Source organism: Rhodobacter sp. 24-YEA-8, assembly GCF_900105075.1.
GTDB lineage: Bacteria > Pseudomonadota > Alphaproteobacteria > Rhodobacterales > Rhodobacteraceae > Pseudogemmobacter.
Genome location: NZ_FNSK01000001.1, coordinates 1,651,863 through 1,672,237, shown reverse-complemented (window position 1 = coordinate 1,672,237; position 20,375 = coordinate 1,651,863). Strand labels below are relative to the sequence as shown.

Sequence of the window (20,375 nt, the reverse complement as noted above, 5' to 3'; positions counted from 1 at the left end):
GGCCAAGGGGCGGATGGATAAGCTCGGTGCAGGTGAAACATATGCGGGAACTTGGCCATGCCAGCGCTTAAAACTGCGGTGAAACCGAAGGCGACCCCGGCCAGAAAGGCGCGGCCCGCCAAAGCGGCAAAAGCCCCGGCTGCGCCGGCGGACAAGGGCGGTGAAGAGGCCCGGGTGAAATCCGCGGGGCTTAAGCTCAGGGAGCTGCTGGTCCGTGTGGCGGAGCAGAGCGACGCTCCGAAAAAGACGCAGCGTGAAGTGTCCGAGGCTGTTCTGGCGGTGCTTGGAGCCGCGCTTGCGGCCGGAGAAGAGCTGAACCTGCCCGGTCTCGGCAGGCTCAAGGTGGTGAAATCATCGGATAAATCGGGCGCGACAGTTCTGACTGTAAAAGTGAAGAACGCCGGAGAAAAGAAAGAGGCAAGCGGGAAAGAGCCTCTTGCGGAGGACGGAGAGGATAGCTAAAAGCCCCTCACCGGGCGATTAGCTCAGCGGTAGAGCGCTTCGTTCACATCGAAGATGTCAGCGGTTCAAATCCGTTATCGCCCACCATTATTGGCCCAGCAAACTAAGGAAATCCCTTGTTTTGCTGGGCATTTCCCATTCTACCGTTGCAAACTCTGTTACAAAACGGTTCTGTGATGGCTGGCGCACAACGATACCTTCTTAACCGCGATGGCAGATTCTTCGCCCGACTTGTGGTGCCGAAAGACTTGCGGGCGGCTCTGTTGCACAAATCGGCTGAGGGATTCATCTCGAGAATTCATCATGGTAGCTAGGCGGCATAAGCAGACCTACGCCCCCCCGCCTACAAGACCAGGAATTGGCCCGCCTATAACGAGGCGCTCAAGCGCCGGGGTTCGCTGACGATCTGGTTCGATCCCGCCATGATCTGGGAGGCCGCGCCGATGGGCAAGCGTGGGCGGCATCCCGACTACAGCGACGCCGCCATCCAGACCTGTCTGACGATGAAGGTGCTGTTCGGGATGGCGCTGCGCCAGACGACCGGCTTCGTCGAGAGCCTGCTACGGCTGATCGGCCTGGACTGGGCCGTGCCCGACTTCAGCACGCTGTCGCGGCGCCAGAAGGCTCTGAAGGTCAACATTCCCTTTCGTGGTTCGGACGGCCCCTGCACCTGCTGGTCGACAGCACCGGGATCAAGGTCGAGGGTGAAGGCGAGTGGAACGCCCGCAAGCATGGCGGCTCGAAACGCAGAGTTTGGCGCAAGATCCACATCGGGATCTATGAGAAAACCCTGGAAATCCGTGCAGCCGAGTTCACCACCAGCAATGTGGGCGATGCGCCCTTGCTGCCCGAGATGCTCGACCAGATCCCGCCCGAGCAGGAGATCGCAACCGTCACCGCCGATGGTGCCTTCGACACCCGCAAATGCCATGAAGCCATCGCCGCCCGAGGGGCCGCCGCGATCATCCCGCCCCGTAAGAACGCCAAGTATTGGACGCCCGACACCCCCGGGGCCATCGCCCGCAACGAGATCCTGCGCACTTCGAAGCGGGTCGGGCGCATCATCTGGCGACGATGGAGCGGCTACCACCGTAGAAGCCGAGTAGAGACCAAGATGCACTGCGTCAAACTGCTGGGCCAGCGCCTGTCAGCCAGGGACTTCGACCGTCAGGTTGCAGAGTTCCAAGTCCGCGTAGCCGTCCTGAACGGCTTCACCGCACTTGGCACACCTATCACAGAGGTTGCAGGATAGGTCTATCTGCGGAAGGGGGCAGTCCGGTCAGCAGCCGATTTGTGCAACAGAGCCGCGTCTTTAGTGTTGTTGGTTTTCCGGCATTATTTCCGCCGATCAATGTTGTGACGCTGTCAAGATTTACTGACATGTGAGCTACTGACCGGAGGTTTTCAATAGTTATTTTAGAAATTCTCATTTTATTTCCCTGATGCTCTGCGCGCACCATGCTGCAATGTAGGGTTGAGCGTTGTCAATTTTTAATGCTCTGCCATCAGCCCGGATGGGGGTATCCCCGAACTTCCGCCCCTTTCAGGGAACCGGCGTGTGGTCCTTCGCGCAAGATACGCCGGAATATAACTTTTCAGTGACCAGCCCCAAGGATATCCAAGGGGCTGAACCTTTTTTAATGTTAGAAGAACTTCGAAATAACTTCCATCAGCACTGGGATGATAGAAAAGATCGAAGACACAACAGCTAGCCAATCCGTCCCAGTATCAAAATCAATGCTGCTCGAAAAGGTTTTCACCTTTGTTCCGCAAGGATATTCGGTTTCATTTTGCTTCGTTTTGTATTTTACCTTCATTATTGTTTCTCCATTCAATATCCGGAGAAACCTCAAAGTAGTTCATAATAAACCTCCTGTGTTTAGCGCCTCCGCGTAAATCACCATCCCACTACGACACCCTGCCGCAGCGTTGGTGCATGTAGTCTTAAGCAATGAAAATTCACGGTCAAGTTGTGTCAGAGCTTCTCTTTTCAGATTCACTCCCTGGCATGGAGGTGTTGTATTATAACAAAATCGTTTGTTGTGAGTGCTGCCATGTCCCTGTCTATCGCCCTTGACCGGGCGCATCTCGACCTTGCCGAAGGTGAATTTGGTGATGTCGACCCCGAACTGCTGACCCATTACGCCAATGTCGCGGCGATGTGGGTGGCGGCTTATACCGGCCAGCCCTTCACCGCTGACAATGCCCTGATGGTGCAGGCCGCGCTTCTTCTGGTGGCGCACCAGTATGAAAGTCGCGAGGGCGTGACCTTCGCCAGCCCGCACCAGCTTCCTTTCGGCGTCCATGATCTGCTGTCTCCCCTGAAAGAGCGCGTCACTGGCTAGGCTCACCACTTCGTCGCGGCGTTCCCGCTCGGCTGGATCACGTAGGCGAGTGAGAAGGGAGTCGTGCTGACGTGCGTATCGTCCTTAAGTTTCAATGCGCGAAATCGGCCTGTTCTACGAACATATTGCCCCAGGCGCGGTCGATCAGCTCGGGGCTCATCTGGTTCGGGATGCCTTCGAACTGACACATCGAGATCATCTGATCAATCAGGAAGGTCGGCTGATAATTCGCGAAATTCATGTCGATGGTCGGATATTTGACCTTCAGGAGATACATCAGCGCTTTTTCATCCAGCGGCATTTTCTTTTTGCGTGCAACCATCGCGAAGATCTTCAGGAACATCTCCTGGCTTGGACCATTGATGATGATCTTGAAGAAGATCCGGCGCAGAGCCGCGCCGTCGAAGATCTGGTTGGGGTGGAAGTTGGTCGAGAAGATCACCAGCGTGTCGAAGGGCACGGTGAATTTCTCGCCCGATTGCAATGCGAGGATATCGCGGCTTTCCTCCAGCGGAACGATCCAGCGGTTGACGATCTTTTGCGGCGGCTCGGCCTGGCGGCCAAGGTCATCGATGATGAAAATGCCGCCGGTCGCCTTCAGCTGCAACGGCGCCTGATAGGTGCGCGACACCGGATTATAGGCGAGGTCGAGCATATCGAGCGACAGCTCACCTCCGGTGATCACCGAAGGACGCTCGCAATAGACATAGCGGTTGTCGAAACGGTTCGAGGTGCGGCGCAGGCTGTTCGGGTCGTCGACCGCGGCCTCGGCTGCGGCATGGACGATCGGGTCATAGACCGAGATCACCTGGCCGGAATATTCAATCGCACGCGGCACATAGACTTTGTCGCCAATCGCTTTGCGGATCCCGTGCGAGATCGATGACTTGCCGTTGCCCGGGGGGCCATACATCAGGATCGAGCGGCCCGAAGTCACGGCCGGGCCCAGATTGCCGATCAGGTCCGGGGGCAGGATCAGCCCGCCCATACCAGCCATCAGCTGGTCACGGTTGAGCGAGATATTGCGGATCGACTGGCGTTTGATCTGTTCGCCATACTGATCCAGCGGCACCGGCACCGCGCCATAATATTCCGACTGGGCGAGCGCATCCAGCGCGCGTGCCTTGCCGGCGTCGGTCAGCTGATAGCCCATTTCATTGCCGGCATTGGCATGCATGGTGCCGGTCGCCTCCAAAAGGCGCTGACTGCGGGCGAGGTCGATCAGCTCCTGGGTCAGCGGCACCGGCAGCGAGATTGCCTGACTGATCTTCGAACAAAGATCAAGATTGGTGCGGAACATGGTCTTCAGCAGGATATCGCGCAGCATGACGATGCCTATGCCGGTATCGGCCAGCGAGCGCGGCGAAGGCGGTGCCTGGACGCCGGAGGTGACGCCATCTGGATTGGTCAGCTGCACATTCATCTTCCGCGTCCCTGTCTGTCTCTGTCCCACAGCCGGTCTGCGCCTTTGGCACTGCCGGAAAAGCAAAGGGCCGCCCCGGAGAGAGCGGCCCGTTATCGCTGCAGTTTGCAGGGAATAATGTCAGCCTTTGGGCAGGAAGGCGGCGAGAAGGTACAAAATCAGCATCAGCGCCAGCGCCAGTCCCATCGGGAATTTCTTCGAGGACCAGCTCACCCAGTCGGGCGAGGCACGCCGCACTGCGGGGATCATCCGCGCGATGCGCTGGCCCAGAAGGGCGGCGATCGAGCAGCCCGCATAGAGCATCGCAATCAGCCAGGGGTCGCCGCCGGAAAACACGCCGGCCATCGCGGCGCCGAATTTGGCATCCCCGGCACCAAAAAGGCCGACCGCGTTGCCGAAAAAGCCGAAGACCAGCACGATTGCCATGATCGCCCAGCCCCAGAGCCAGGTGTGCAGCCCAAGCGCCGGCCAGCCGACAACGGCATAGGCCGCAATCATCGCCAGACAGGCATTGTTGCGGATCTTCATGTATTTCAGGTCGGTATAAGAGACCCAGAGCGCAATCGGCAGGCAGAAGGGCAGGAACCACAGGGCCTGAGTGATGGTTGGTATTGTCATGGCTCAGTTGGTCACATTGTTGTCGAGGGCGGCCAGGCTGCGGGCGGCGGCTTCGAAATGTTGCGGATGGGTGTCGACAGCCTGCTGCAAGAGCCCCTTGCCGACCGAGACATCGCCTTGTTTGATCGCGGCCAGCGCCATGGTGTAGAGCAGCTCGGCCCGTTCGGTCTGGGTCATATCGATCACCGGCAGGTCGTATTTGCGCTGTGCGGCGCGCGACATGACGAGGTTATTTTTGGCGGTGAACATCGTCGGATCATAGGTCAGCGCCTGCGAGAATAGCCGCTCGGCGCCGGCGAATTCCTTGCGGGTCAGTTTCGAGAAACCCCAGTTATTGTAGATGCCCGAGGGTTTCGTGGTCAGACCGGCCGCGATTTCATAGAAGCTGTCGGCCTTTTTCCAGTTCTTGTCGCTGTCGGCGACCATCGCCTCCAGCCGGTAGCGGTCAAAGGTCTCATGGGTCGGCGGAATGGTCGCGAGCGTCGCCTTGGCCCTGGCCCATTCATTGGAGCGGATCTGCGCGTCTGCCAGCATCACCTTGTCTTCGGGATTACTGCCTTCCATGGTGACGATCCGTTCCAGCACCTGGGCAGCTTCCATCGGCTTGCCGGCGCGCACCAGCGATTTGCTGAGCCCGCGCATCAGATCGATCCGGCCCGGGTCCTTTTGCAGGGCACCCTGGAAATAGGCCACGGCCTCTTTGGGATCGCTGACCGTGAGCATGATGTCGTTGAGGTTCGCTTCATCAATGACATTGACGTCTTTGAGCGCGCGCTGAACCTGCGCGTCGGAATTCTTCTGGCATCCGGCAAGAAAAACTGCGCCCCCGAGGCACAGTGTCACAAAAACCAGGTGGCGCATTTTGCGTCCTTTTATCTTTTACTGCCCAATTCAGGCCTGGTTCCAGCCTTTGCCCGACGTCTCAGAGCTCTGTCAGAAGGACATATTGCCCCTTCTCGCGGCGCACGAGCTGGAATTCGCCCTTTTCCTCACTGGCGTCATCATACACCCTGTTTTCGGTCCGGGCGATAGCGAGTTTCAGATTGTCGCGTATCGAGTCCGATTGGCCACTGTCCAGCGCATAGGCCTGTTGGAAGACAAGCCGCGCTTCGCCAAGCTTGCCGCGCTCCATCAGCACGACGCCAAGGTTGTTCAGGGCAGGGACAAAGGTCTCATCCTGTTTCAGCGCATTGCGCAGCACCTGTTCGGCCTGGCCCAGCCGGCCAAGCGCCAGATTGGCCGATCCGATTGCGGAAAGCGTATCGACGCTGATCCCGTCTTCGGCGGCGGCACGGTAATAGGCTTTCAGCGCAAGCTCCGGCTCGCCCGCCGCCATCAGACGATGTCCGACAATCAACCCGTCAACCGCCGCGCCTTTGGGATTCACCCCGAAAGGCGTATTTCGCGACGCACCAGGACCGCCCGTATTTCCACAGGCGGCCAGCAGGGTCGCGATCAGCACAACACTGACCGCAAATCTCAAACCAACACGCTCAATCCCGACCTCACTTGCCGCCCATTTGCCCCAGCATGGTCACGATACCCCAGACCGAAGGCCCGATCAGGATAATCAGCAGCGGCGGAACTGTGAACATCATAGTTCCCAGAGTGAGCTTCGTAGGCAGCATATTTGCCTTTTCTTCGGCCCGCATCACACGCTTGTCCCGCATATCGGCGGAATAGACACGCAGGGCCTCGGCGACGGGCGTCCCGAAGGTCGCCGATTGCACCAATGTGGTCACGAAAGAGGCGACATCCGGGATGCCGACCCGGTCGGACATATCGCGCAACACCTGTGTGCGTTCCTTGCCGGCCTTGACCTCCTGGGCGACCAGGTCGAATTCATCGGCAAGGGCAGGGTAGCCGGCGCGGCTTTCACGGCCGACGCGGATGATCGACTGGTCAAGCGACTGACCTGCCTCGACGCAGACCAGCATCATGTCCAGCGCATCGGGAAAGCCCTGGATGATCTCGGTCTGGCGCATGGCGACCCGCTTTTCGATCCAGTATACCGGCAGGTAATAGCCAATAACCCCGGGCAGCGCGCCATAGATCAGCAAACTGGTGGTCGAGGTCTCATCGGTCGAATTGATCAGCGCGAAAGCCACACCCAGCACAAGGCCGCCAAGACCAAGCACCATTTTGGCGGCGTGGAACAGGCGCACCGCGCCCTTGTCGGGATAGCCCGCCCGCATCAGTTTCAGACGCAGCGCAGAGAGTTCTTCGGCCTTTTGCGGCTCCAGCAGATGGGCGTATTTCTCAAGCCGGTCGCCCGAGCTCATGCGGCGCAGGCGGTTTGATTTGCCTGCGTCGGCAGCCGCCCCCCGGATGCCCGCCTGGACGCCGAGTTCGGCGAAACGGTCGCGCTGTTTTTTCAACATTGTCGGCAGGGCGATCAGCACCAGCACGATCCCGAGCCCGGCGATTGCGATCAGCGGCCCCAGTGGCCCGAGCAGTCCCGTAAGCACAGAGTTGATGGATTGGAGCATGATCGTGCCTCAGACCTTGATGTTGACCATGATCTTCATGAAGATCACGTTGATGATGAGGAAGGCGCAGACCACGAGGGCGGCGGGAACGAAGACCGGGGTTTCCCTTACGCCGTCATAATAGTTCGGCTGGATCACGTTGATCATGATCAGCGCGAGGATCGGGAAGGCCGAGAGGAACATGCCCGACCATTTCGCCTCGGCGGTGATGGCGCGTACCTTGCGGAACAGCTTGAACCGCGCCCGCACCACTTTCGACAATCCGTCGAGAATCTCGGCAAGGTTGCCGCCCGATTGCTGCTGGATGGTCACTGCGACGGCAAGGAAGCGCAGATCCTGGCTGTCCATCCGTTCGGCAAAGTTCTTCAGGCTCTCGGATATATCCGCGCCATAAGCGGCCTCATCAGCGATCACGCCGAATTCGGTGCCGAGCGGGTCGGGGACCTCTTTCGAGACGATGTTGATCGCCGCTGAGAACGGGTGACCGACGCGCAGAGACCGCACCATCAGGTCGATGGCATCCGGAAGCTGCTCTTCCATAAGGTTCATCCGCTTTTTGGCCTTGCCATTGACCCAGACATAGATGCCACCCACGCCCATCCCGATGGCGGCAAGGATCCGGACCCCGAATTCGGCGGAGGTGCCGATGGTCAGCAGCAGGAAGGCCACAACCCCAAGCGCCCCCATCAACCCGATCAGCTGCACCGGCGAAAAGGCGATATTCGCGCGCTGCGCCTTTTTGGCCAGGATCGAATATAGCGGAATATTCTTCGAGTTCAGGTGCTGGTTCATCTCCTTGCGGAGCTGGGCGAGCACCTCTTCGCGGTTGCCGTTCTTCTCAAGCAGCGTCAGCCGGCGCGAGATGCGGCTGTTCAGCTTGATCGATTTGCCGAAGACCGTGAGGTAAATCCCCTCGACCAGTACAATGACGGCAACGAAGATCATGACATAGATGAGGGGCGCAATCGAAATGGTCATGGCCTGGCCTTACGCGATGGGTTCGTAGATGGAGGCGGGCAGATCAAAGCCCCAGGAACGGAAACGCTCGGAATGGGCCGAACGGATGCCGGTCGCGTTAAAACGGCCGATGATCTTGCCCGAAGGCTCGACGCCAAGGCGTTCGAAGCGGAAGATTTCCTGCATCGAGAGCACTTCGCCTTCCATGCCGGTGATTTCGGTGATCGAGGTCATGCGGCGTGAGCCGTCCTGCAGGCGCGAGGCCTGGACGATCACGTTCACCGCCGAGGCGATCTGGCTGCGCACGGCCTTCAGCGGCATTTCGATCCCGGCCATCGCGACCATGTTTTCCAGACGCGATATGCCGTCACGCGGGTTATTGGCGTGGATCGTGGTCATGGATCCGTCATGGCCCGTGTTCATGGCCTGCAGCATATCGATGACCTCTTCGCCGCGGGTTTCGCCCACGATGATCCGGTCAGGCCGCATCCTGAGCGCATTGCGCAGACAGTCACGCTGCGTCACGGCGCCTTTGCCTTCGACGTTGGCGGGGCGGCTTTCCATCCGGCCGACATGGACCTGTTGCAGCTGAAGTTCCGCCGTATCCTCGATGGTCAGCACGCGTTCAGTATTGTCGATGAATGAGGACAGCGCGTTCAGCGTGGTGGTTTTCCCTGACCCCGTGCCGCCCGACACGATGATGTTCAGCCGCGTCGATACGGCGGCCTGGAGATAGGCGGCCATTTCCTCGGTAAAGGCACCAAAGCGCACGAGGTCTTCGATCTTCAGCTTTTCTTTCTTGAATTTCCGGATGGAAACCAGAGATCCGTCCACCGCAACCGGCGGCACCATACAGTTGAAACGCGACCCATCCAGCAGACGGGCGTCGCAATAGGGGTTCGATTCATCGACGCGACGGCCCACGGCGGACACGATCTTGTCGATGATCCGCATCAGGTGACGTTCATCGCGGAAGGTGATGTCCGACAGTTCCAGCTTGCCGCCGCGCTCGACGAAAACGCGGAAAGGGCCGTTCACGAGAATATCGTTGACGGTTTCGTCTTTCAGCAAAGGCTCCAGCGGACCAAGCCCCATGACCTCGTCATAAAGCTCCTGCACCAGGATGGCGCGGTCACTGGCGTTCAGCGCGACGGAAAGCTCATCCAGCGCCTCGGAGGTCTGGGTCGAGATCTCTGATTTCAGGCTTTGCTCGGAGGCATGTTCCAGCGCCGAGAGGTTCAGGTTTTCCAGGAGCCGTTTGTGGATCTCTAGCTTGAGCTCCATCATCCGGTGGCGGCGTTTGGCTTCCTTATCGACCTGTGCGACCTCGGCCGGCGAGGCTTTGCCGCCCATCATCGAGGTCGGGCGTGTTACCTTGACGGTGCCCGCAGCGGTGGCCGCAGCGGGCGCCCTGTCCACCGGAGCGGCAGGCGCAGCGGGCTTACCCTGGGCAGCATCTTTTTTGAAACGGCTGAACATGAAAGCGTGCCTTTGGGAAAGAATTACGACCGGGCGCTGGCCTGGGCCTTATTGAGCTCGAACAGCGATTTCGCGAGCTTTTGCAGTTCCTTGCGCAGCGGGTTTTTGGCAGAGCTTTCGGACAGCGGCAGGCCGTGGTCATTGGCCTGCGTCACCGCAGCTCCGCCATCGGGAAGCTGAACCTCGATCTGGATATCAAGGCTTTCCGACATCCGCTTGACCCGCGCCTTAGCGGAAAGATCGGTAAATTTCGGCGCCTTGTTCAGCACATAGCGCAGCTTCTCATGCGGCAGCGCCTCGGCTTTCAGGGCGCGCACAAAGCGCAGGACATTCTGCGCCGAGCGCAGATCGAGATCGAGCAGCGCGAAATAGATATGGGCGCGCGACAGCACGGCTTCAGTCCAGGTCACAACCGTTTTCGGCATGTCGATCAGCACGAAATCGAAATTCGCCACGGCCATGTCGATCAGCCGGCCGAGATCTTCGCCCGAGATGATATCAAGCGGCAGCATCTCGGCAGGTGCCGTAAAGACGCAAAGCCGCTCGTTGAAGGTCTGCATCGACTTGATCAGCAGATCGCTGTCGACCTGGCCAGGATCGGTGAGGATCTCGAAGATCGCATCCTTCCTGGGCAGGTCGAGATAGGTCGCGATAGACCCATACTGAAAATCGAGATCCATCAGGCAGACGCGCGGCGGGTTCAGCTTATCGGCATTGGCCAGCTCCCAGGCGAGGTTTGCCGCGAAGGTGGACGACCCGGAACCACCGGCCATGCCATGGATCGGCAGCACGAGGCCATGGCGATTGCCGCTGGCGCGGAAGGAAGGTGCGTTGCTCGCATCCTCTACCAGAACAAGCGCATTCGCGGTTGCGGCAGGGGGGGCGGCCTGTGCGGTCGCTGTCCGTACAGCGGCCGCATTTGCTGTGGCGGCTGCTTTGGCGGTTGCGGCCGCGCGAACGCGGCTGATCGCATCATGAAGCGCGCCATCGGGAAGCGGGTAGGGAACAAAATCATCAGCGCCGAGACGCATCAGCTGATGCAATCCCGTCGGGCTGAGCTGGTTCGCGACGAGGATGACATGGGTCCCGGTGGCCCGCGCCGCCCGGATCACGCCGGAGATCAGCGAGAGATCCCCTTCGTCATCAGCATCCAGCGCGATCGCAATGAATTCCAGTTCGGACGCTTCAGGCTGGTCCAGAAAAACCAGTGCGTCATCGAAGCTCAGGTCGCCCCAGGCTTCGCCCATTTCCCGCTCCATCTCATCGATGAGCATCTCGAAGTTCTGCACATCGCGCGAAACAGTGCACGCCGCAATCGGTGCAGGATCTGGCTGGATTGTTGCCACGCTCGTCATCTCGCCTCACGTTGTTCTGCCCTGCGTCATCGGGAAATCGCGCGCCGGATTTTGGCCAGACGCAGAAAGCCCCAAAGACGCCGCGCGCGGAATTGGCCGCACACCGTTCTCATTGCAGCAATTTGCCTGGTGAGTTGGGCGAGATTGGGGCCGAAATAGCGTCAATCTTTGGTCATTCGCGGTCTGAAAAAACAAAAGGCCGGGCGAAAGCCCGGCCTTTGCAATCCTGGGTGGAACCGCCTCAGCCGCCGGAACCTGCAACCTCGGAAACGGTGCCGGTCGTGCCGCCATGATCGCGCGCTGCCGATTCCCGCGAATAGGTGCGCCAGACGATCTCGGCATATTTGCCGTTCAGCACCATCGGGTTCGATTTCACAAATCCCGACACCTCGGTGACGGTGCGGCGATTGCGTTCTTCCGGCGCATTGGTCTGGATCAGCGGGCGCGTCTTGCCAAAGCTGACCACGGCCTGGAGGCGTGATTTCGACACGCCACGCGAGACGAGATAGGCCACGACTGCATTGGCGCGCTGCTGGCCGAGCTTTTTATTGTAGCCCTGGCTGCCGACGAGGTCGGTATGACCAAAGACCTTGAAGCGCACTTCGGGGAACTGGCGGATGAAATTCGCCTGCCTGTCGAGGATGGCCGTCGCTTCCCGTGTCAGCTGCGCCGAGTTGAAGGCGAAGGTCACGGTATCGGGGACTTCGGCGGCAAAGCGCTGTGCCAGGGCAATGGTATAATCCATCTGACCGGTCTGGATCAGTGCATTATGCATGGTCGAATTGCCGAAACTGCCGGTATCGACCTGAGCGCCAAGCTCGCGGTTGGCACTGGCGCCGCAGGCGGCCAGCGACAACACGCAGACAGAGGCGAGGAGCGTGGAGGGGGTCATGCGCATCGGCTCACTCCATCACATAGCCGTAGGAAGACGAAAAGTCCTGCCGGGCCACTTCACCGGCGGCGCCCCTGGCGGGCTTGGCTATATCTCCGTAGAGGAACATTTCGCTCTCGGTCGGGATACGGACGCGGTCCGTTGGCAGGGCAAGGGCCTCGCCTTTCACCGGCGAAACAAGATGCGGCGTGACGATGATCACCAGTTCCGACTGGTTGCGCTGGAAATCCGTCGAGCGGAACAGGGCACCAAGGATCGGAACATCGCCGATCCACGGAACCTGGCTGGCCGAGTTGCGGAAATCATCCTGCAAAAGACCCGCGATGGCAAAGCTGTCACCGTCGCGCATTTCCACAGTGGTCGTGGTCTCGCGGCGTTTGAAGCCGTTGATCTGGCCGCCCGCGCCGGTCGGAACCGAAACCGTGGTGTCGATCGAGCTGACAGCCGCGTTGATCTGCAGGTTGATGATATCGCCATCCACCACATAGGGGGTGAAGTTCAGCTCGACACCAAAGGGTTTGTATTCGACGGTGATCGAATTGGCGCCCGTGCCGCTTCCGCTTTGCATGACAGGGATCGGATATTCGCCACCTGCCAGGAAGCGAGCTTCCTGGCCCGACAATGCCGTCAGGTTCGGTTCCGCAAGCGTGCGGACCATGCCCTTCGATTCCAGCGCCTCGAGCAGGACGCCAAGCTGGAAGGAGCCCGAGGAGAAACCAAGGCCGAGTGCACCCTGGGCTGCCGTGGTCACAAGACCGCCGCCGATAATGTTATTAACATTCCCGTTGCTGCCCGAGATGGTCCCACCGTTCCAGTTCCCGCTATTGCCAGCGGTGGCCATCGATGCCGAAATCCCTTTCGAGACCGAGCGCTGCATCTCGGCGAAACGCACTTTCAGCATGACCTGCTGTGTGCCGCCCACGACCATGAGGTTCGAGACCCGGTCCGGCGCATAGCGCCTGGCCAGATCCAGCGCGCGGTCAAGCCGGGCAGCCGAGCTGATGGTGCCCGAGAGCACGATCCCGTCATTGGCGGTCCGCACCTCGATTTTCTCATTTGGCAGGATCTGCGCCAGGCGCTCTTTGAATTCGGCGATATCGGGGGTGACATGCACATCCACATTCGAGATGAGCTTGCCCTCCGCCGACAGCAGGGTGAGCGTGGTGCGCCCGGGTGCTTTGCCAAGAACATAAATCGTACGGTCAGAGATCGTCGAGATATCGGCAATTCCCGGATTGGCAATCGAGAGCTCCGCGAAGGGAACATCACTTTCGACAACGACCGCGCGGTTCATCGGTACATTCAACGCGCCTGATGCCTGACCGGACATCACACGCAACACTTCAGCGGAAACCGGAACAACCGACACCGCGACTGCAAGGCCGAAAATACCGGCCGCAACTTTGGTCTTAATGCTCATGTGATCTGCCCTTTCGACCACGCCTCGTTATGTGGGTCTTTGCGCCCTTACATCGTCCTAAAGTGCCGGAAGATGGATTTTTTTGCAATAATCAAACTCTTGGAGCGTTTTTCTTATGTGGATAACCTGCAACAGACGGGCAGTTCCAGGTACACAGCAGTAAAGTATCCCCCAGATGCGGTATGGCTGAGGCCGCGCATTCGCGCGGCCCTGGTCGAGTTTTCAGATCAGTTGGTCGCGCAGGCGATCTCTTCCCTGACAACTTCCGTTCCTTTGCGGGTCGTGCGGTAGCAAGGTTGCGCGACTTCGACGACCTGCCGGGCTTCGATGCCCAGAAGCTGATCGCGGTTGATTTCAACCTTTGCGGTATCTGAGGCAGCGGGTCCGCTGACCACCGACATGGTGAGACGTCCGGAGGCCTGTGCCTGTGCCAGACGGGCGACCTGTTCGCGCGAGACCGCGACAGTGATGGTTCTGGCCGTGCCCGAGCGGGCTTCTGACTGATCGATGGCGGAATCGACCGCGATCACGCGCATGGCGCTTTCGATCAGTTGGGTGATCTCGCCCGAGCCGCTGGCACCGGTCCAGTAGATGTCGATCAGATCTTCGGGCATCACAAAGCCCGCCACACCGGAGGCGGCGCTTACGCGCACCTGGAAGGCGCTCATTCCCGGCTCAAGTTTGCCGGCAAGCCCGGCGACCTGGCCCGGTTCGGTCAGGCGCGTGCTCAGCAGGATTTCATTGGTTTCCATCGAGCGCATTGCGAAACGCGGCTTGGTGGCGTTAGGGGGGAAGAGGACGTCGCCATCGGTATAGGCCGCCGGCGGCATGAGCTTTTCCTGGACCCAGACCAGCTGGACATTGTCTTTCAGGATGCCGTCGCCATATTTCACAGGTTTTTTAAGCGCGAAGACCTGAACCAGCTTGCCGGTCTGGCGCTCGCGCTCCAGGGCCGCATTCATCCTGATCTCGTTACTCTGAATATAGCCCTGCGCCATGTAGACGGCAAAGCCCGCCAGGGCGACGCCGATGATAAGGACGAGGCCGAAGATCGCTCGCATTGTTACCTCTTATACAATAGGTGCAGGATCGCAGATCTCACCGCCTGCCGACCCCCGTCTACCCATCCCGATTGCCGGCTTCCTGCAAATCCTGGCTCACAATCCCGATCGATTCTGCCACCTGTGCCAGCAGATCAACGATCGCCTCGCGGGCAGGTGCAAAGAGCACGACCATATTCAGCGCGCAGACCGCAGCCGTCAGGACAACCCAGTCGACAGTAACAGCCCCGTTCTCGCTCCTGACGAAAGCTTCAACCGCTTTGGTCATAATGCGTCTCCCCAAGGGTTCTGACGTGATTTCTGCCGGGTCTTGGTGCTCCTGGCAGGGCAGCGCTGCGCATGCCTGACGATGGCGGCCATATTGCAGCAAAATCATGAAATGTGCAGGAAATTGCTGCGCAGTTTACGCTGACCGGTGGATCTGTTCATCCGCTGTCTGTGTGCCACATCCCCGCCAGTGATCTTACCGGCCGCACTTTAAACATGGAGCGTCCGCGCCCCGGAAAGGGCGCGGTCTGATTTCAGTCCAGTCAGGCGTTATGCCAGACTATCCGGATTATTGCTCTTCGCCGCCGCCGCCGCCGCCGGTGCGGCCTTCGCCGGTCATCCATTCGCCGGTTGCGGTGACTTCTGCGGCGATATCGGTTGCGAGGCCCGAGATGGCCGGGCGTACAGCGTTCATAACCAGCAGGCCGAGACCGACGATAGCAGCGGTCAGCACAACCCAGTCAACGGTGACTGCGCCGTCTTCGTCTTTGATGAAATTCATAGCGTTCATTGGTCTGTCCCTTTCAAAAGGTGCTCATGTTTTCTGTTCATCTCCGCCACGGTGTCTGTCGGTCGGCCTCTGTTCCGGTCCGTCTCTTCCGTTCGGGATGAGTGCATATAGCCCCCTGATCGTGGCAGCTTTTGGATGAGGTGAGGGCATTTTCGCAGCAGGAGCAGTGGCCTGGCTGATATTGCGTTAACGTGATGTTTTTTTGTGATTTTTGTAATTCTGATTCTGGCCTATTTGATTAATTTCCGCCGGCAAACTGCGTTGCATTTCGATCAATTGGGGCAGTTTTGCCTTTTTTGACCTGCTTTTCTGCTTTGCCAGAGCAGAGATCTCTGCGATTCTCTCAGAAAAATAAGAAGAGCAGGCATCCGAAATGACGCGTCGAGTCTCAGGCACCCTGGCGGTGGCTCTGGTTTTGCTGGCGATTCCCGGGGCCGGGCGCGCTGAGCAGGAGGATTTCACCTTCCGGAGGGTGAAGGTCGGCGACTCGCTGCCCGGCAAGCGGATCACGGTACAGATCGATCCGGTGGAACAGGCGCGCCGCCTGGCCGCGACCGCCTGGAAGGACCCGGCATTGCAACATGAAGAGCGCCCGCTGGCACCGATCGAGCAGGGCATAGACGGCGATGTCACGCCCGGACCTGGCCCGAAATCGAATTACGCCTGGTATTGGGATGTGATTCCGTCGGATCTTAACAGCTCTGCCGGGCGTTTTCCGGACGCGATGGCGGCGCTGACCAAAGGACCGGGCGGGGCCTCGGTGAAGGCGCCCCGGATGCAGTCGATGCAGACCATTGCCGAAACCTATGGCCGCGATATCCTGATTGCGACGGTCGGGACCGATGTCTCACCCGCGCTGGTTCTGGCGGTGATGGGGATCGAAAGTGCCGGGCGCAAGGATGCCGTCTCTTCCGCGGGGGCGGTGGGGCTGATGCAACTGATCCCCGCGACCGCCACCCGCTTTGGCGTCACTGATTCCACCGATCCGGTGCAGAATATCAAAGGCGGTGTCGCCTATCTCGACTGGCTGCTCGATGAATTCAACAATGATCCGCTGATGGCGCTGGCGGCCTATAATGCGGGCGAGGGGGCGGTGCGCAAGAATGGTGGCGTGCCCCCCTATGCCGAAACCCGCGACTACGTGCCCAAGGTGCTCGCGGCCTGGCAGGTCGCGCAGGGCCTCTGCCAGACCCCGCCGGAACTGGTCACCGATCCTTGCGTTTTCCGCGTTTTGTCGGCGACGGGGGGATGAAGGACGGGCGCTGAGGTTCAGACGAAGAGATCGGCCCATTCCGGGTGACGGCGACGCTGTGCGTCAACAAAGCTGCAAAGCGGCATGATGCGGTAATTGTTCGCTTTTGCATCGGAGATCAGCGCCTCGACCAGGGCCTTGCCGGCACCAGTGCCGCGAAAGGCATCCGGCACACCGGTATGATCAGCAGAGACCAGGTCCGGCGCGCGGCGGGTGAAGGTCAGCTCTGCCACTTCGCCCTCCTTATAGATGACAAAACGGCCTCCCCGGTCGGTGATCTCTTTCCCTATGGTAAAATCGGCCATGACAGTCTGCCTCCTTCTGGGTCTCACGGCGGGGTCTCGCCTCCGGATCTCTGGCAAATAAAGGGACGGAGGCGCGCGCTGTCAATCTGCGGCGCGATAGGCGATGCAGTGACAGTGGGGATAACTGCGGGGCTGTCGAATCGCGCCCGCCCGTGTATTGAGGCGCAACCGGCCCCGTTTGGGCCCGGGCGGACGTGGCGAAACTGGTATACGCAGCAGACTTTGACAATTGGAGTGCCCGTGGGGAAACCTGCGGTGCAGAACCGCTCAAATTCGGGGAAAGCTAAGGGGGCAGGCCGTGAGGCAGGCTCCTACGCCAATCCCGAGCCAAGCCCCGGCGCGACTATGCCGGGGAAGGTGTAGAGACTGGACGGGTGGTGCCTGTAGCCTTCGGAAAGCCTTTTGCGGGCGACCCGGCGGCCATGGCAAAGGGACAGTCCAGCCCACGAACGCCGGGAAACCGGCGGCGGCGAAAGCCGAAGTGGGATGAAAATCTGCCTTCCGAAAGGAATTACGGGTTCGAGACCCGTCGTCCGCACCACACTTACAAAGCAATGAGCGCCTTGGGGCGCTTTTTCTTTTAAAATCAATGCTTCCGGATTGGTCTGCAATTTTCTGATTGCCTGAGATGTGCAAAACGAGGCATCCATTAACGCACAAATAACGCACTGTGCGTCATCATGGCATCGATCAGAAAATATCGAGACAAATGGCGGGCCCAAATTAACCGCCTGGGTGCCCGCAGGGCGGCGGTCTTCGCTTTCTCGGCGGGTGATGATCTGAAAAAGGCCACGGCGAGGACCTTCCTCGCTTTCAGATTTGCAACCGAGACCGCGATGCGCGCCGGAGAAATCGTTGGTCTGCGGTGGGAAAAGATTGATCTCACAACACGCGTTGCAAAGCTGGAGCGCACCAAAATCGGCAGACCCCGCGATGTTCCACTTTCCGGTGAGGCGGTCAGGATCATAGAAAGCCTGCGGCGTCATGATCCTGTGTTCGGACTGAATTCTGCGCAGCTGGACGCGCTCTGACGAAAGCTGCGGGATCGGGCTGGAGTTAAGGGGTTAACCTTCCGCGACAGCCGACATGCGGCAATCACCAATCTGGCAAAAAAGCCAGGAGTGCTGGAGTTGGCGAGAATGGTCGGGCATCGCGATCTGAAGATGCTCATGACCTATTGCAATGAGAGCGCGGCAAATCTGGCCAAAAAACTCGACTAGATCCGAACTTCCTTCAGTTTGCCATTCCCACGAGCCTCAATCAGACCCAAGGCGATTTTGCGTCCGATTGTGGTGGTGCTTACGCCCTTGCGCTTCGCGGCCTCGGTAATTGGGCACCACTCTGGGGCCGGGATGACGGTTGACGACCTCAGTGCCTCGGTCGGGGCATCAAGCTTGCGCTCCATCCGGTCAAGTCGGTCGGCCTCTATCATCACGAACTGCATCGGAGCACTTACGCCGCTTCCTCCCTCACCATCAGATGGGCGCAGTTCGCCCGGGTCATTTCGGGATCTCCGGATTGCAGTCCAGGCACTGCTCAAGGATCACGTGGCTATCCAGAAACCGCATGTCCTCGCAGCGCGCGCAACTCGGCGCAGGTTTCGCGGGCTGACTGCCGTCGGTGATCAGGTCCATCACCATCCGCACGGCATGGATCACGCGCGTGCGTAGGGCGGTCGGATATGCCGTAAGCGATCCCGGCGAAACGAGATAGGTGCGCGCCTGGCGGTCATGCATAAGGCGGTCGGGATTGATGGCGCGGTATGAGCGGAAATCGATAGCAGCCTGAGACTGGCTGATGCCGAAGGCAGTGACCAGATCCTGCCTCCCAATGGTGCCAGCGCCGATCACGCGGGCAACGATCCAGATCATCTGCGTCAGGACGGCATGGGAGAGGTCACCCATTGGCGACCTCCCGCATTTGCTCCGGGACGCGCCCGCGCGTCACATTGGCGCTGATGTCGTGCCGAAACCGCCTGTAGGTGAGAGCTGTGCTGTACCGGCCGTCAGAACCGGTCAGGCAGCTTTTTTGACGTCCTCTGATGGTGTGGACCGCTGCAGGATCTCGGCGGCAATAAAGAGCTCCGAAGCGATCCGCTGGGCAGCTTCCGGGGTCAATGCGATTGTCGTATTGTTCATCCTGGCATTGGCGACCGAGAATTCGAGAGAGCTGGCGAGATCCAGGATCCGTTTCACTGACATAATATACATCCGTACTTGTAATGAGAGCCGAAGATACGCACTCTATTTGGGCATTTTTTAGGCACGAAAGCGCATAGCCGTTGTGCATAAAGATGCGATCACCCATTTGCGATCTCCATCAGCGTTTCGGCATGGCAGGGCGAGCCCGGCATGCACCAGCAGGTGAAGCTGTGACCGCGCAGGGCGGGCAGGCGGTCCAGCACAGCGATGCGCAGCTCTTCGAGGGCGTCAATGCAGCGGGTCACATCTGTGTCGCTCAGACCAGCTGGCAGAGACGAGTTCTCAGTGAGGAGCCATTCGGCGAGAAGTGCAACGGCGCGCTCGACCGTGAGGATCTCGGTCGTGGGGATCGGCGGATACCAGTCCATTTTGCCCTGCAGCGATCCGTTCGGGATGCGCAGGCCACCGTTCTCTCCCGGCACCCATGGATTGCCGAGGATGGTACTGCGGTCGCAGCGCACGGTATTGGCCGGCAGGCGCGATCCTTTGGCGCGCGACAGATGGATGCGAGAAGGTTGGGTGTGGTCACGCATGATCGACTTCATTTTGACGGGTGGCGCGGACTTCAAAGGCGGGCCAGTAGAGGCGGCGCGCTTCTTTGACCGTGCGGGCTACGATTTCTGCTTCTGTGAAGCCGAGGCTGCCGACACCCTTGCAGACACTACAGGCTATCCCGGGGCGCAGGATCAGCGTCTTGTCCTCGACCTCGCGGCGAAGCTCGCCGGCCGGGCAGGGATGACCGTTGCCATGAAGGGTGGGGCCAGCCATGGCGCTATTCGATCCCCGCGGTAATCGGGTGACGCGGGCGCGCTACTGTGGATGTGATGATCTGACGGGCAAGCGGTTCCGCGATGCCCAGATCTTCGGCCAGCCTCACCAGCTTGAGGACCTCACCGGGAAAGAAGAAGTTGCCCGGTGGTGCCTGCAAATTCGCGACAACGGCATTGCGGAAGCGCGTCTCAGGCAGAATTTATATGGCTGCTCCGGGAAAAGGCTCCCGGCCTTTGATCTGGCCGGGAGAGGTCCAACAGGGAGGTTGGGGCGGATCACCCGCCGCCCCGGTCGGGGTAGAAACCCCGGTGGTCACCTGGCAGGGCGCCACCGGGGGAGTAGGCGCGGGGCAGGCATGCCGTTCGCGCCTGCTAAACTGGTCAGCTCATCCCAAGCGCGATCATGTTGACCTCGAGGGTTGCATCGTCATTGTCGGGCTGGCCGTTGATCGTGCCGTCTTCCCAATAACGCACCTCTGCCTCGACGTTGAGATACCAGGCCTCGACCGCGCCACCCGTGAACCTGTCGCCGGGCGATGGGGGCAGCATGTCCTGTAATCACAAGAAG

24 protein-coding genes, 1 tRNA gene and 1 pseudogene are annotated in these 20,375 nt (G+C 59.7%); 6 read left to right on the top strand and 20 right to left on the bottom strand.

Features of this window, described 5'->3' with window-relative positions:
- Positions 1–57 precede the first annotated feature (57 nt).
- From BLW25_RS08295 to BLW25_RS08285, 3 genes and pseudogenes are all read left to right on the top strand, one after another.
- Positions 58–462: an HU family DNA-binding protein gene (locus tag BLW25_RS08295; protein ID WP_092898075.1), complete on the top strand. Its 405-nt coding sequence runs from the start codon at positions 58–60 to the stop codon at positions 460–462.
- Between the two features lie 12 nt (positions 463–474).
- Positions 475–549, top strand: a tRNA-Val gene (locus BLW25_RS08290).
- Between the two features lie 232 nt (positions 550–781).
- Positions 782–1,714: pseudogene (locus tag BLW25_RS08285) on the top strand (IS5 family transposase).
- Here the strand turns inward: BLW25_RS08285 and BLW25_RS25315 are convergent.
- On the bottom strand, positions 1,695–1,892 hold the full coding sequence (locus tag BLW25_RS25315; RefSeq protein ID WP_171909512.1) for an AAA family ATPase: 198 nt from the start codon (positions 1,890–1,892) through the stop codon (positions 1,695–1,697). The pseudogene BLW25_RS08285 and the gene BLW25_RS25315 overlap by 20 nt on opposite strands.
- A gap of 624 nt (positions 1,893–2,516) precedes the next feature.
- Here BLW25_RS25315 and BLW25_RS08275 point away from each other — a divergent pair.
- A complete protein-coding gene (locus BLW25_RS08275; protein WP_092898071.1) occupies positions 2,517–2,807 on the top strand; it encodes a head-tail connector protein in 291 nt (96 codons plus the stop codon).
- Between the two features lie 91 nt (positions 2,808–2,898).
- Here the strand turns inward: BLW25_RS08275 and BLW25_RS08270 are convergent, their stop codons facing one another.
- The 13 genes from BLW25_RS08270 to BLW25_RS08210 form a co-directional block, all read right to left on the bottom strand.
- Positions 2,899–4,230: an ATPase gene (locus BLW25_RS08270; protein ID WP_092898069.1), complete on the bottom strand. Its 1,332-nt coding sequence runs from the start codon at positions 4,228–4,230 to the stop codon at positions 2,899–2,901.
- Between the two features lie 120 nt (positions 4,231–4,350).
- Entirely contained in the window at positions 4,351–4,848 is a 498-nt protein-coding gene (locus BLW25_RS08265) for a prepilin peptidase (protein ID WP_092898067.1), read from the bottom strand.
- 3 nt (positions 4,849–4,851) lie between these two features.
- Positions 4,852–5,709 carry a tetratricopeptide repeat protein gene (locus BLW25_RS08260; protein ID WP_092898065.1) on the bottom strand — a complete coding sequence of 286 codons (858 nt, stop codon included), beginning with the start codon at positions 5,707–5,709 and terminating at the stop codon, positions 4,852–4,854.
- A 61-nt stretch (positions 5,710–5,770) separates the two neighbouring features.
- On the bottom strand, positions 5,771–6,331 hold the full coding sequence (locus tag BLW25_RS08255) for a tetratricopeptide repeat protein (protein WP_092898063.1): 561 nt from the start codon (positions 6,329–6,331) through the stop codon (positions 5,771–5,773).
- Positions 6,332–6,353: 22 nt separating this feature from the next.
- Positions 6,354–7,337, bottom strand: a complete 984-nt coding sequence (locus BLW25_RS08250; RefSeq protein ID WP_092898061.1) for a type II secretion system F family protein — start codon at positions 7,335–7,337, stop codon at positions 6,354–6,356.
- A gap of 9 nt (positions 7,338–7,346) precedes the next feature.
- Positions 7,347–8,315, bottom strand: coding sequence for a type II secretion system F family protein (locus tag BLW25_RS08245; RefSeq protein ID WP_092898059.1), 969 nt, complete (start codon positions 8,313–8,315; stop codon positions 7,347–7,349).
- Between the two features lie 9 nt (positions 8,316–8,324).
- The gene (locus BLW25_RS08240) at positions 8,325–9,773 is read right to left on the bottom strand and encodes a TadA family conjugal transfer-associated ATPase (protein WP_092898057.1); all 1,449 of its coding nucleotides are present in this window, start codon (positions 9,771–9,773) and stop codon (positions 8,325–8,327) included.
- 23 nt (positions 9,774–9,796) lie between these two features.
- Entirely contained in the window at positions 9,797–11,128 is a 1,332-nt protein-coding gene (locus BLW25_RS08235) for a CpaE/TadZ family protein (protein WP_092898055.1), read from the bottom strand.
- 241 nt (positions 11,129–11,369) lie between these two features.
- Complete coding sequence (locus tag BLW25_RS08230; RefSeq protein WP_092898053.1) at positions 11,370–12,026, bottom strand: OmpA family protein; 657 nt, start codon at positions 12,024–12,026, stop codon at positions 11,370–11,372.
- A gap of 4 nt (positions 12,027–12,030) precedes the next feature.
- Positions 12,031–13,440: a type II and III secretion system protein family protein gene (locus BLW25_RS08225; protein WP_092898051.1), complete on the bottom strand. Its 1,410-nt coding sequence runs from the start codon at positions 13,438–13,440 to the stop codon at positions 12,031–12,033.
- A 227-nt stretch (positions 13,441–13,667) separates the two neighbouring features.
- Positions 13,668–14,501: a Flp pilus assembly protein CpaB gene (cpaB, locus tag BLW25_RS08220; RefSeq protein WP_092898049.1), complete on the bottom strand. Its 834-nt coding sequence runs from the start codon at positions 14,499–14,501 to the stop codon at positions 13,668–13,670.
- Between the two features lie 58 nt (positions 14,502–14,559).
- On the bottom strand, positions 14,560–14,769 hold the full coding sequence (locus BLW25_RS08215) for a hypothetical protein (RefSeq protein WP_092898047.1): 210 nt from the start codon (positions 14,767–14,769) through the stop codon (positions 14,560–14,562).
- Between the two features lie 288 nt (positions 14,770–15,057).
- Positions 15,058–15,279 (bottom strand): Flp family type IVb pilin, encoded by a 222-nt coding sequence (locus BLW25_RS08210; RefSeq protein ID WP_092898045.1) that lies wholly within the window; start codon positions 15,277–15,279, stop codon positions 15,058–15,060.
- Between the two features lie 373 nt (positions 15,280–15,652).
- Between BLW25_RS08210 and BLW25_RS08205 the strand changes: the two genes are divergently transcribed.
- On the top strand, positions 15,653–16,531 hold the full coding sequence (locus BLW25_RS08205; protein ID WP_092898043.1) for a lytic transglycosylase domain-containing protein: 879 nt from the start codon (positions 15,653–15,655) through the stop codon (positions 16,529–16,531).
- Between the two features lie 17 nt (positions 16,532–16,548).
- Here the strand turns inward: BLW25_RS08205 and BLW25_RS08200 are convergent, their stop codons facing one another.
- Positions 16,549–16,863 carry a GNAT family N-acetyltransferase gene (locus BLW25_RS08200; RefSeq protein ID WP_366267945.1) on the bottom strand — a complete coding sequence of 105 codons (315 nt, stop codon included), beginning with the start codon at positions 16,861–16,863 and terminating at the stop codon, positions 16,549–16,551.
- A gap of 653 nt (positions 16,864–17,516) precedes the next feature.
- Here BLW25_RS08200 and BLW25_RS08195 point away from each other — a divergent pair.
- On the top strand, positions 17,517–17,867 hold the full coding sequence (locus BLW25_RS08195) for a tyrosine-type recombinase/integrase (protein WP_253188296.1): 351 nt from the start codon (positions 17,517–17,519) through the stop codon (positions 17,865–17,867).
- 468 nt (positions 17,868–18,335) lie between these two features.
- Here BLW25_RS08195 and BLW25_RS08185 read toward each other — a convergent pair whose 3' ends face one another.
- From BLW25_RS08185 to BLW25_RS24310, 5 genes are all read right to left on the bottom strand, one after another.
- Positions 18,336–18,740 (bottom strand): BrxR family helix-turn-helix transcriptional regulator, encoded by a 405-nt coding sequence (locus BLW25_RS08185; protein ID WP_092898037.1) that lies wholly within the window; start codon positions 18,738–18,740, stop codon positions 18,336–18,338.
- 111 nt (positions 18,741–18,851) lie between these two features.
- On the bottom strand, positions 18,852–19,037 hold the full coding sequence (locus tag BLW25_RS08180) for a hypothetical protein (protein WP_092898035.1): 186 nt from the start codon (positions 19,035–19,037) through the stop codon (positions 18,852–18,854).
- 98 nt (positions 19,038–19,135) lie between these two features.
- Complete coding sequence (locus tag BLW25_RS08175) at positions 19,136–19,570, bottom strand: DUF4326 domain-containing protein (protein ID WP_143040474.1); 435 nt, start codon at positions 19,568–19,570, stop codon at positions 19,136–19,138.
- The gene (locus BLW25_RS08170) at positions 19,563–19,805 is read right to left on the bottom strand and encodes a hypothetical protein (RefSeq protein ID WP_092898031.1); all 243 of its coding nucleotides are present in this window, start codon (positions 19,803–19,805) and stop codon (positions 19,563–19,565) included. The genes BLW25_RS08175 and BLW25_RS08170 overlap by 8 nt, the downstream gene beginning before the upstream one ends.
- 383 nt (positions 19,806–20,188) lie before the next feature.
- Positions 20,189–20,356, bottom strand: coding sequence for a hypothetical protein (locus BLW25_RS24310; protein WP_171909511.1), 168 nt, complete (start codon positions 20,354–20,356; stop codon positions 20,189–20,191).
- Positions 20,357–20,375 lie beyond the last annotated feature (19 nt).

What these genes read in the sequence shown, in the direction of transcription:
- BLW25_RS08250 (WP_092898061.1), bottom strand. Translation starts at nt 7,337, where the DNA reads ATGCTCCAATCCATCAACTCTGTGCTTACGGGACTGCTCGGGCCACTG.
- BLW25_RS08275 (WP_092898071.1), top strand. Translation starts at nt 2,517, where the DNA reads ATGTCCCTGTCTATCGCCCTTGACCGGGCGCATCTCGACCTTGCCGAA.
- BLW25_RS08240 (WP_092898057.1), bottom strand. Translation starts at nt 9,773, where the DNA reads ATGTTCAGCCGTTTCAAAAAAGATGCTGCCCAGGGTAAGCCCGCTGCG.
- BLW25_RS25315 (WP_171909512.1), bottom strand. Translation starts at nt 1,892, where the DNA reads ATGAGAATTTCTAAAATAACTATTGAAAACCTCCGGTCAGTAGCTCAC.
- cpaB (WP_092898049.1), bottom strand. Translation starts at nt 14,501, where the DNA reads ATGCGAGCGATCTTCGGCCTCGTCCTTATCATCGGCGTCGCCCTGGCG.
- BLW25_RS08175 (WP_143040474.1), bottom strand. Translation starts at nt 19,570, where the DNA reads ATGCGTGACCACACCCAACCTTCTCGCATCCATCTGTCGCGCGCCAAA.
- BLW25_RS08180 (WP_092898035.1), bottom strand. Translation starts at nt 19,037, where the DNA reads ATGTCAGTGAAACGGATCCTGGATCTCGCCAGCTCTCTCGAATTCTCG.
- BLW25_RS08235 (WP_092898055.1), bottom strand. Translation starts at nt 11,128, where the DNA reads ATGACGAGCGTGGCAACAATCCAGCCAGATCCTGCACCGATTGCGGCG.
- BLW25_RS08170 (WP_092898031.1), bottom strand. Translation starts at nt 19,805, where the DNA reads ATGGCTGGCCCCACCCTTCATGGCAACGGTCATCCCTGCCCGGCCGGC.
- BLW25_RS08185 (WP_092898037.1), bottom strand. Translation starts at nt 18,740, where the DNA reads ATGGGTGACCTCTCCCATGCCGTCCTGACGCAGATGATCTGGATCGTT.
- BLW25_RS08230 (WP_092898053.1), bottom strand. Translation starts at nt 12,026, where the DNA reads ATGCGCATGACCCCCTCCACGCTCCTCGCCTCTGTCTGCGTGTTGTCG.
- BLW25_RS08295 (WP_092898075.1), top strand. Translation starts at nt 58, where the DNA reads ATGCCAGCGCTTAAAACTGCGGTGAAACCGAAGGCGACCCCGGCCAGA.
- BLW25_RS08245 (WP_092898059.1), bottom strand. Translation starts at nt 8,315, where the DNA reads ATGACCATTTCGATTGCGCCCCTCATCTATGTCATGATCTTCGTTGCC.
- BLW25_RS08215 (WP_092898047.1), bottom strand. Translation starts at nt 14,769, where the DNA reads ATGACCAAAGCGGTTGAAGCTTTCGTCAGGAGCGAGAACGGGGCTGTT.
- BLW25_RS08270 (WP_092898069.1), bottom strand. Translation starts at nt 4,230, where the DNA reads ATGAATGTGCAGCTGACCAATCCAGATGGCGTCACCTCCGGCGTCCAG.
- BLW25_RS08225 (WP_092898051.1), bottom strand. Translation starts at nt 13,440, where the DNA reads ATGAGCATTAAGACCAAAGTTGCGGCCGGTATTTTCGGCCTTGCAGTC.
- BLW25_RS08210 (WP_092898045.1), bottom strand. Translation starts at nt 15,279, where the DNA reads ATGAACGCTATGAATTTCATCAAAGACGAAGACGGCGCAGTCACCGTT.
- BLW25_RS24310 (WP_171909511.1), bottom strand. Translation starts at nt 20,356, where the DNA reads ATGCTGCCCCCATCGCCCGGCGACAGGTTCACGGGTGGCGCGGTCGAG.
- BLW25_RS08205 (WP_092898043.1), top strand. Translation starts at nt 15,653, where the DNA reads ATGACGCGTCGAGTCTCAGGCACCCTGGCGGTGGCTCTGGTTTTGCTG.
- BLW25_RS08260 (WP_092898065.1), bottom strand. Translation starts at nt 5,709, where the DNA reads ATGCGCCACCTGGTTTTTGTGACACTGTGCCTCGGGGGCGCAGTTTTT.
- BLW25_RS08265 (WP_092898067.1), bottom strand. Translation starts at nt 4,848, where the DNA reads ATGACAATACCAACCATCACTCAGGCCCTGTGGTTCCTGCCCTTCTGC.
- BLW25_RS08195 (WP_253188296.1), top strand. Translation starts at nt 17,517, where the DNA reads ATGGCATCGATCAGAAAATATCGAGACAAATGGCGGGCCCAAATTAAC.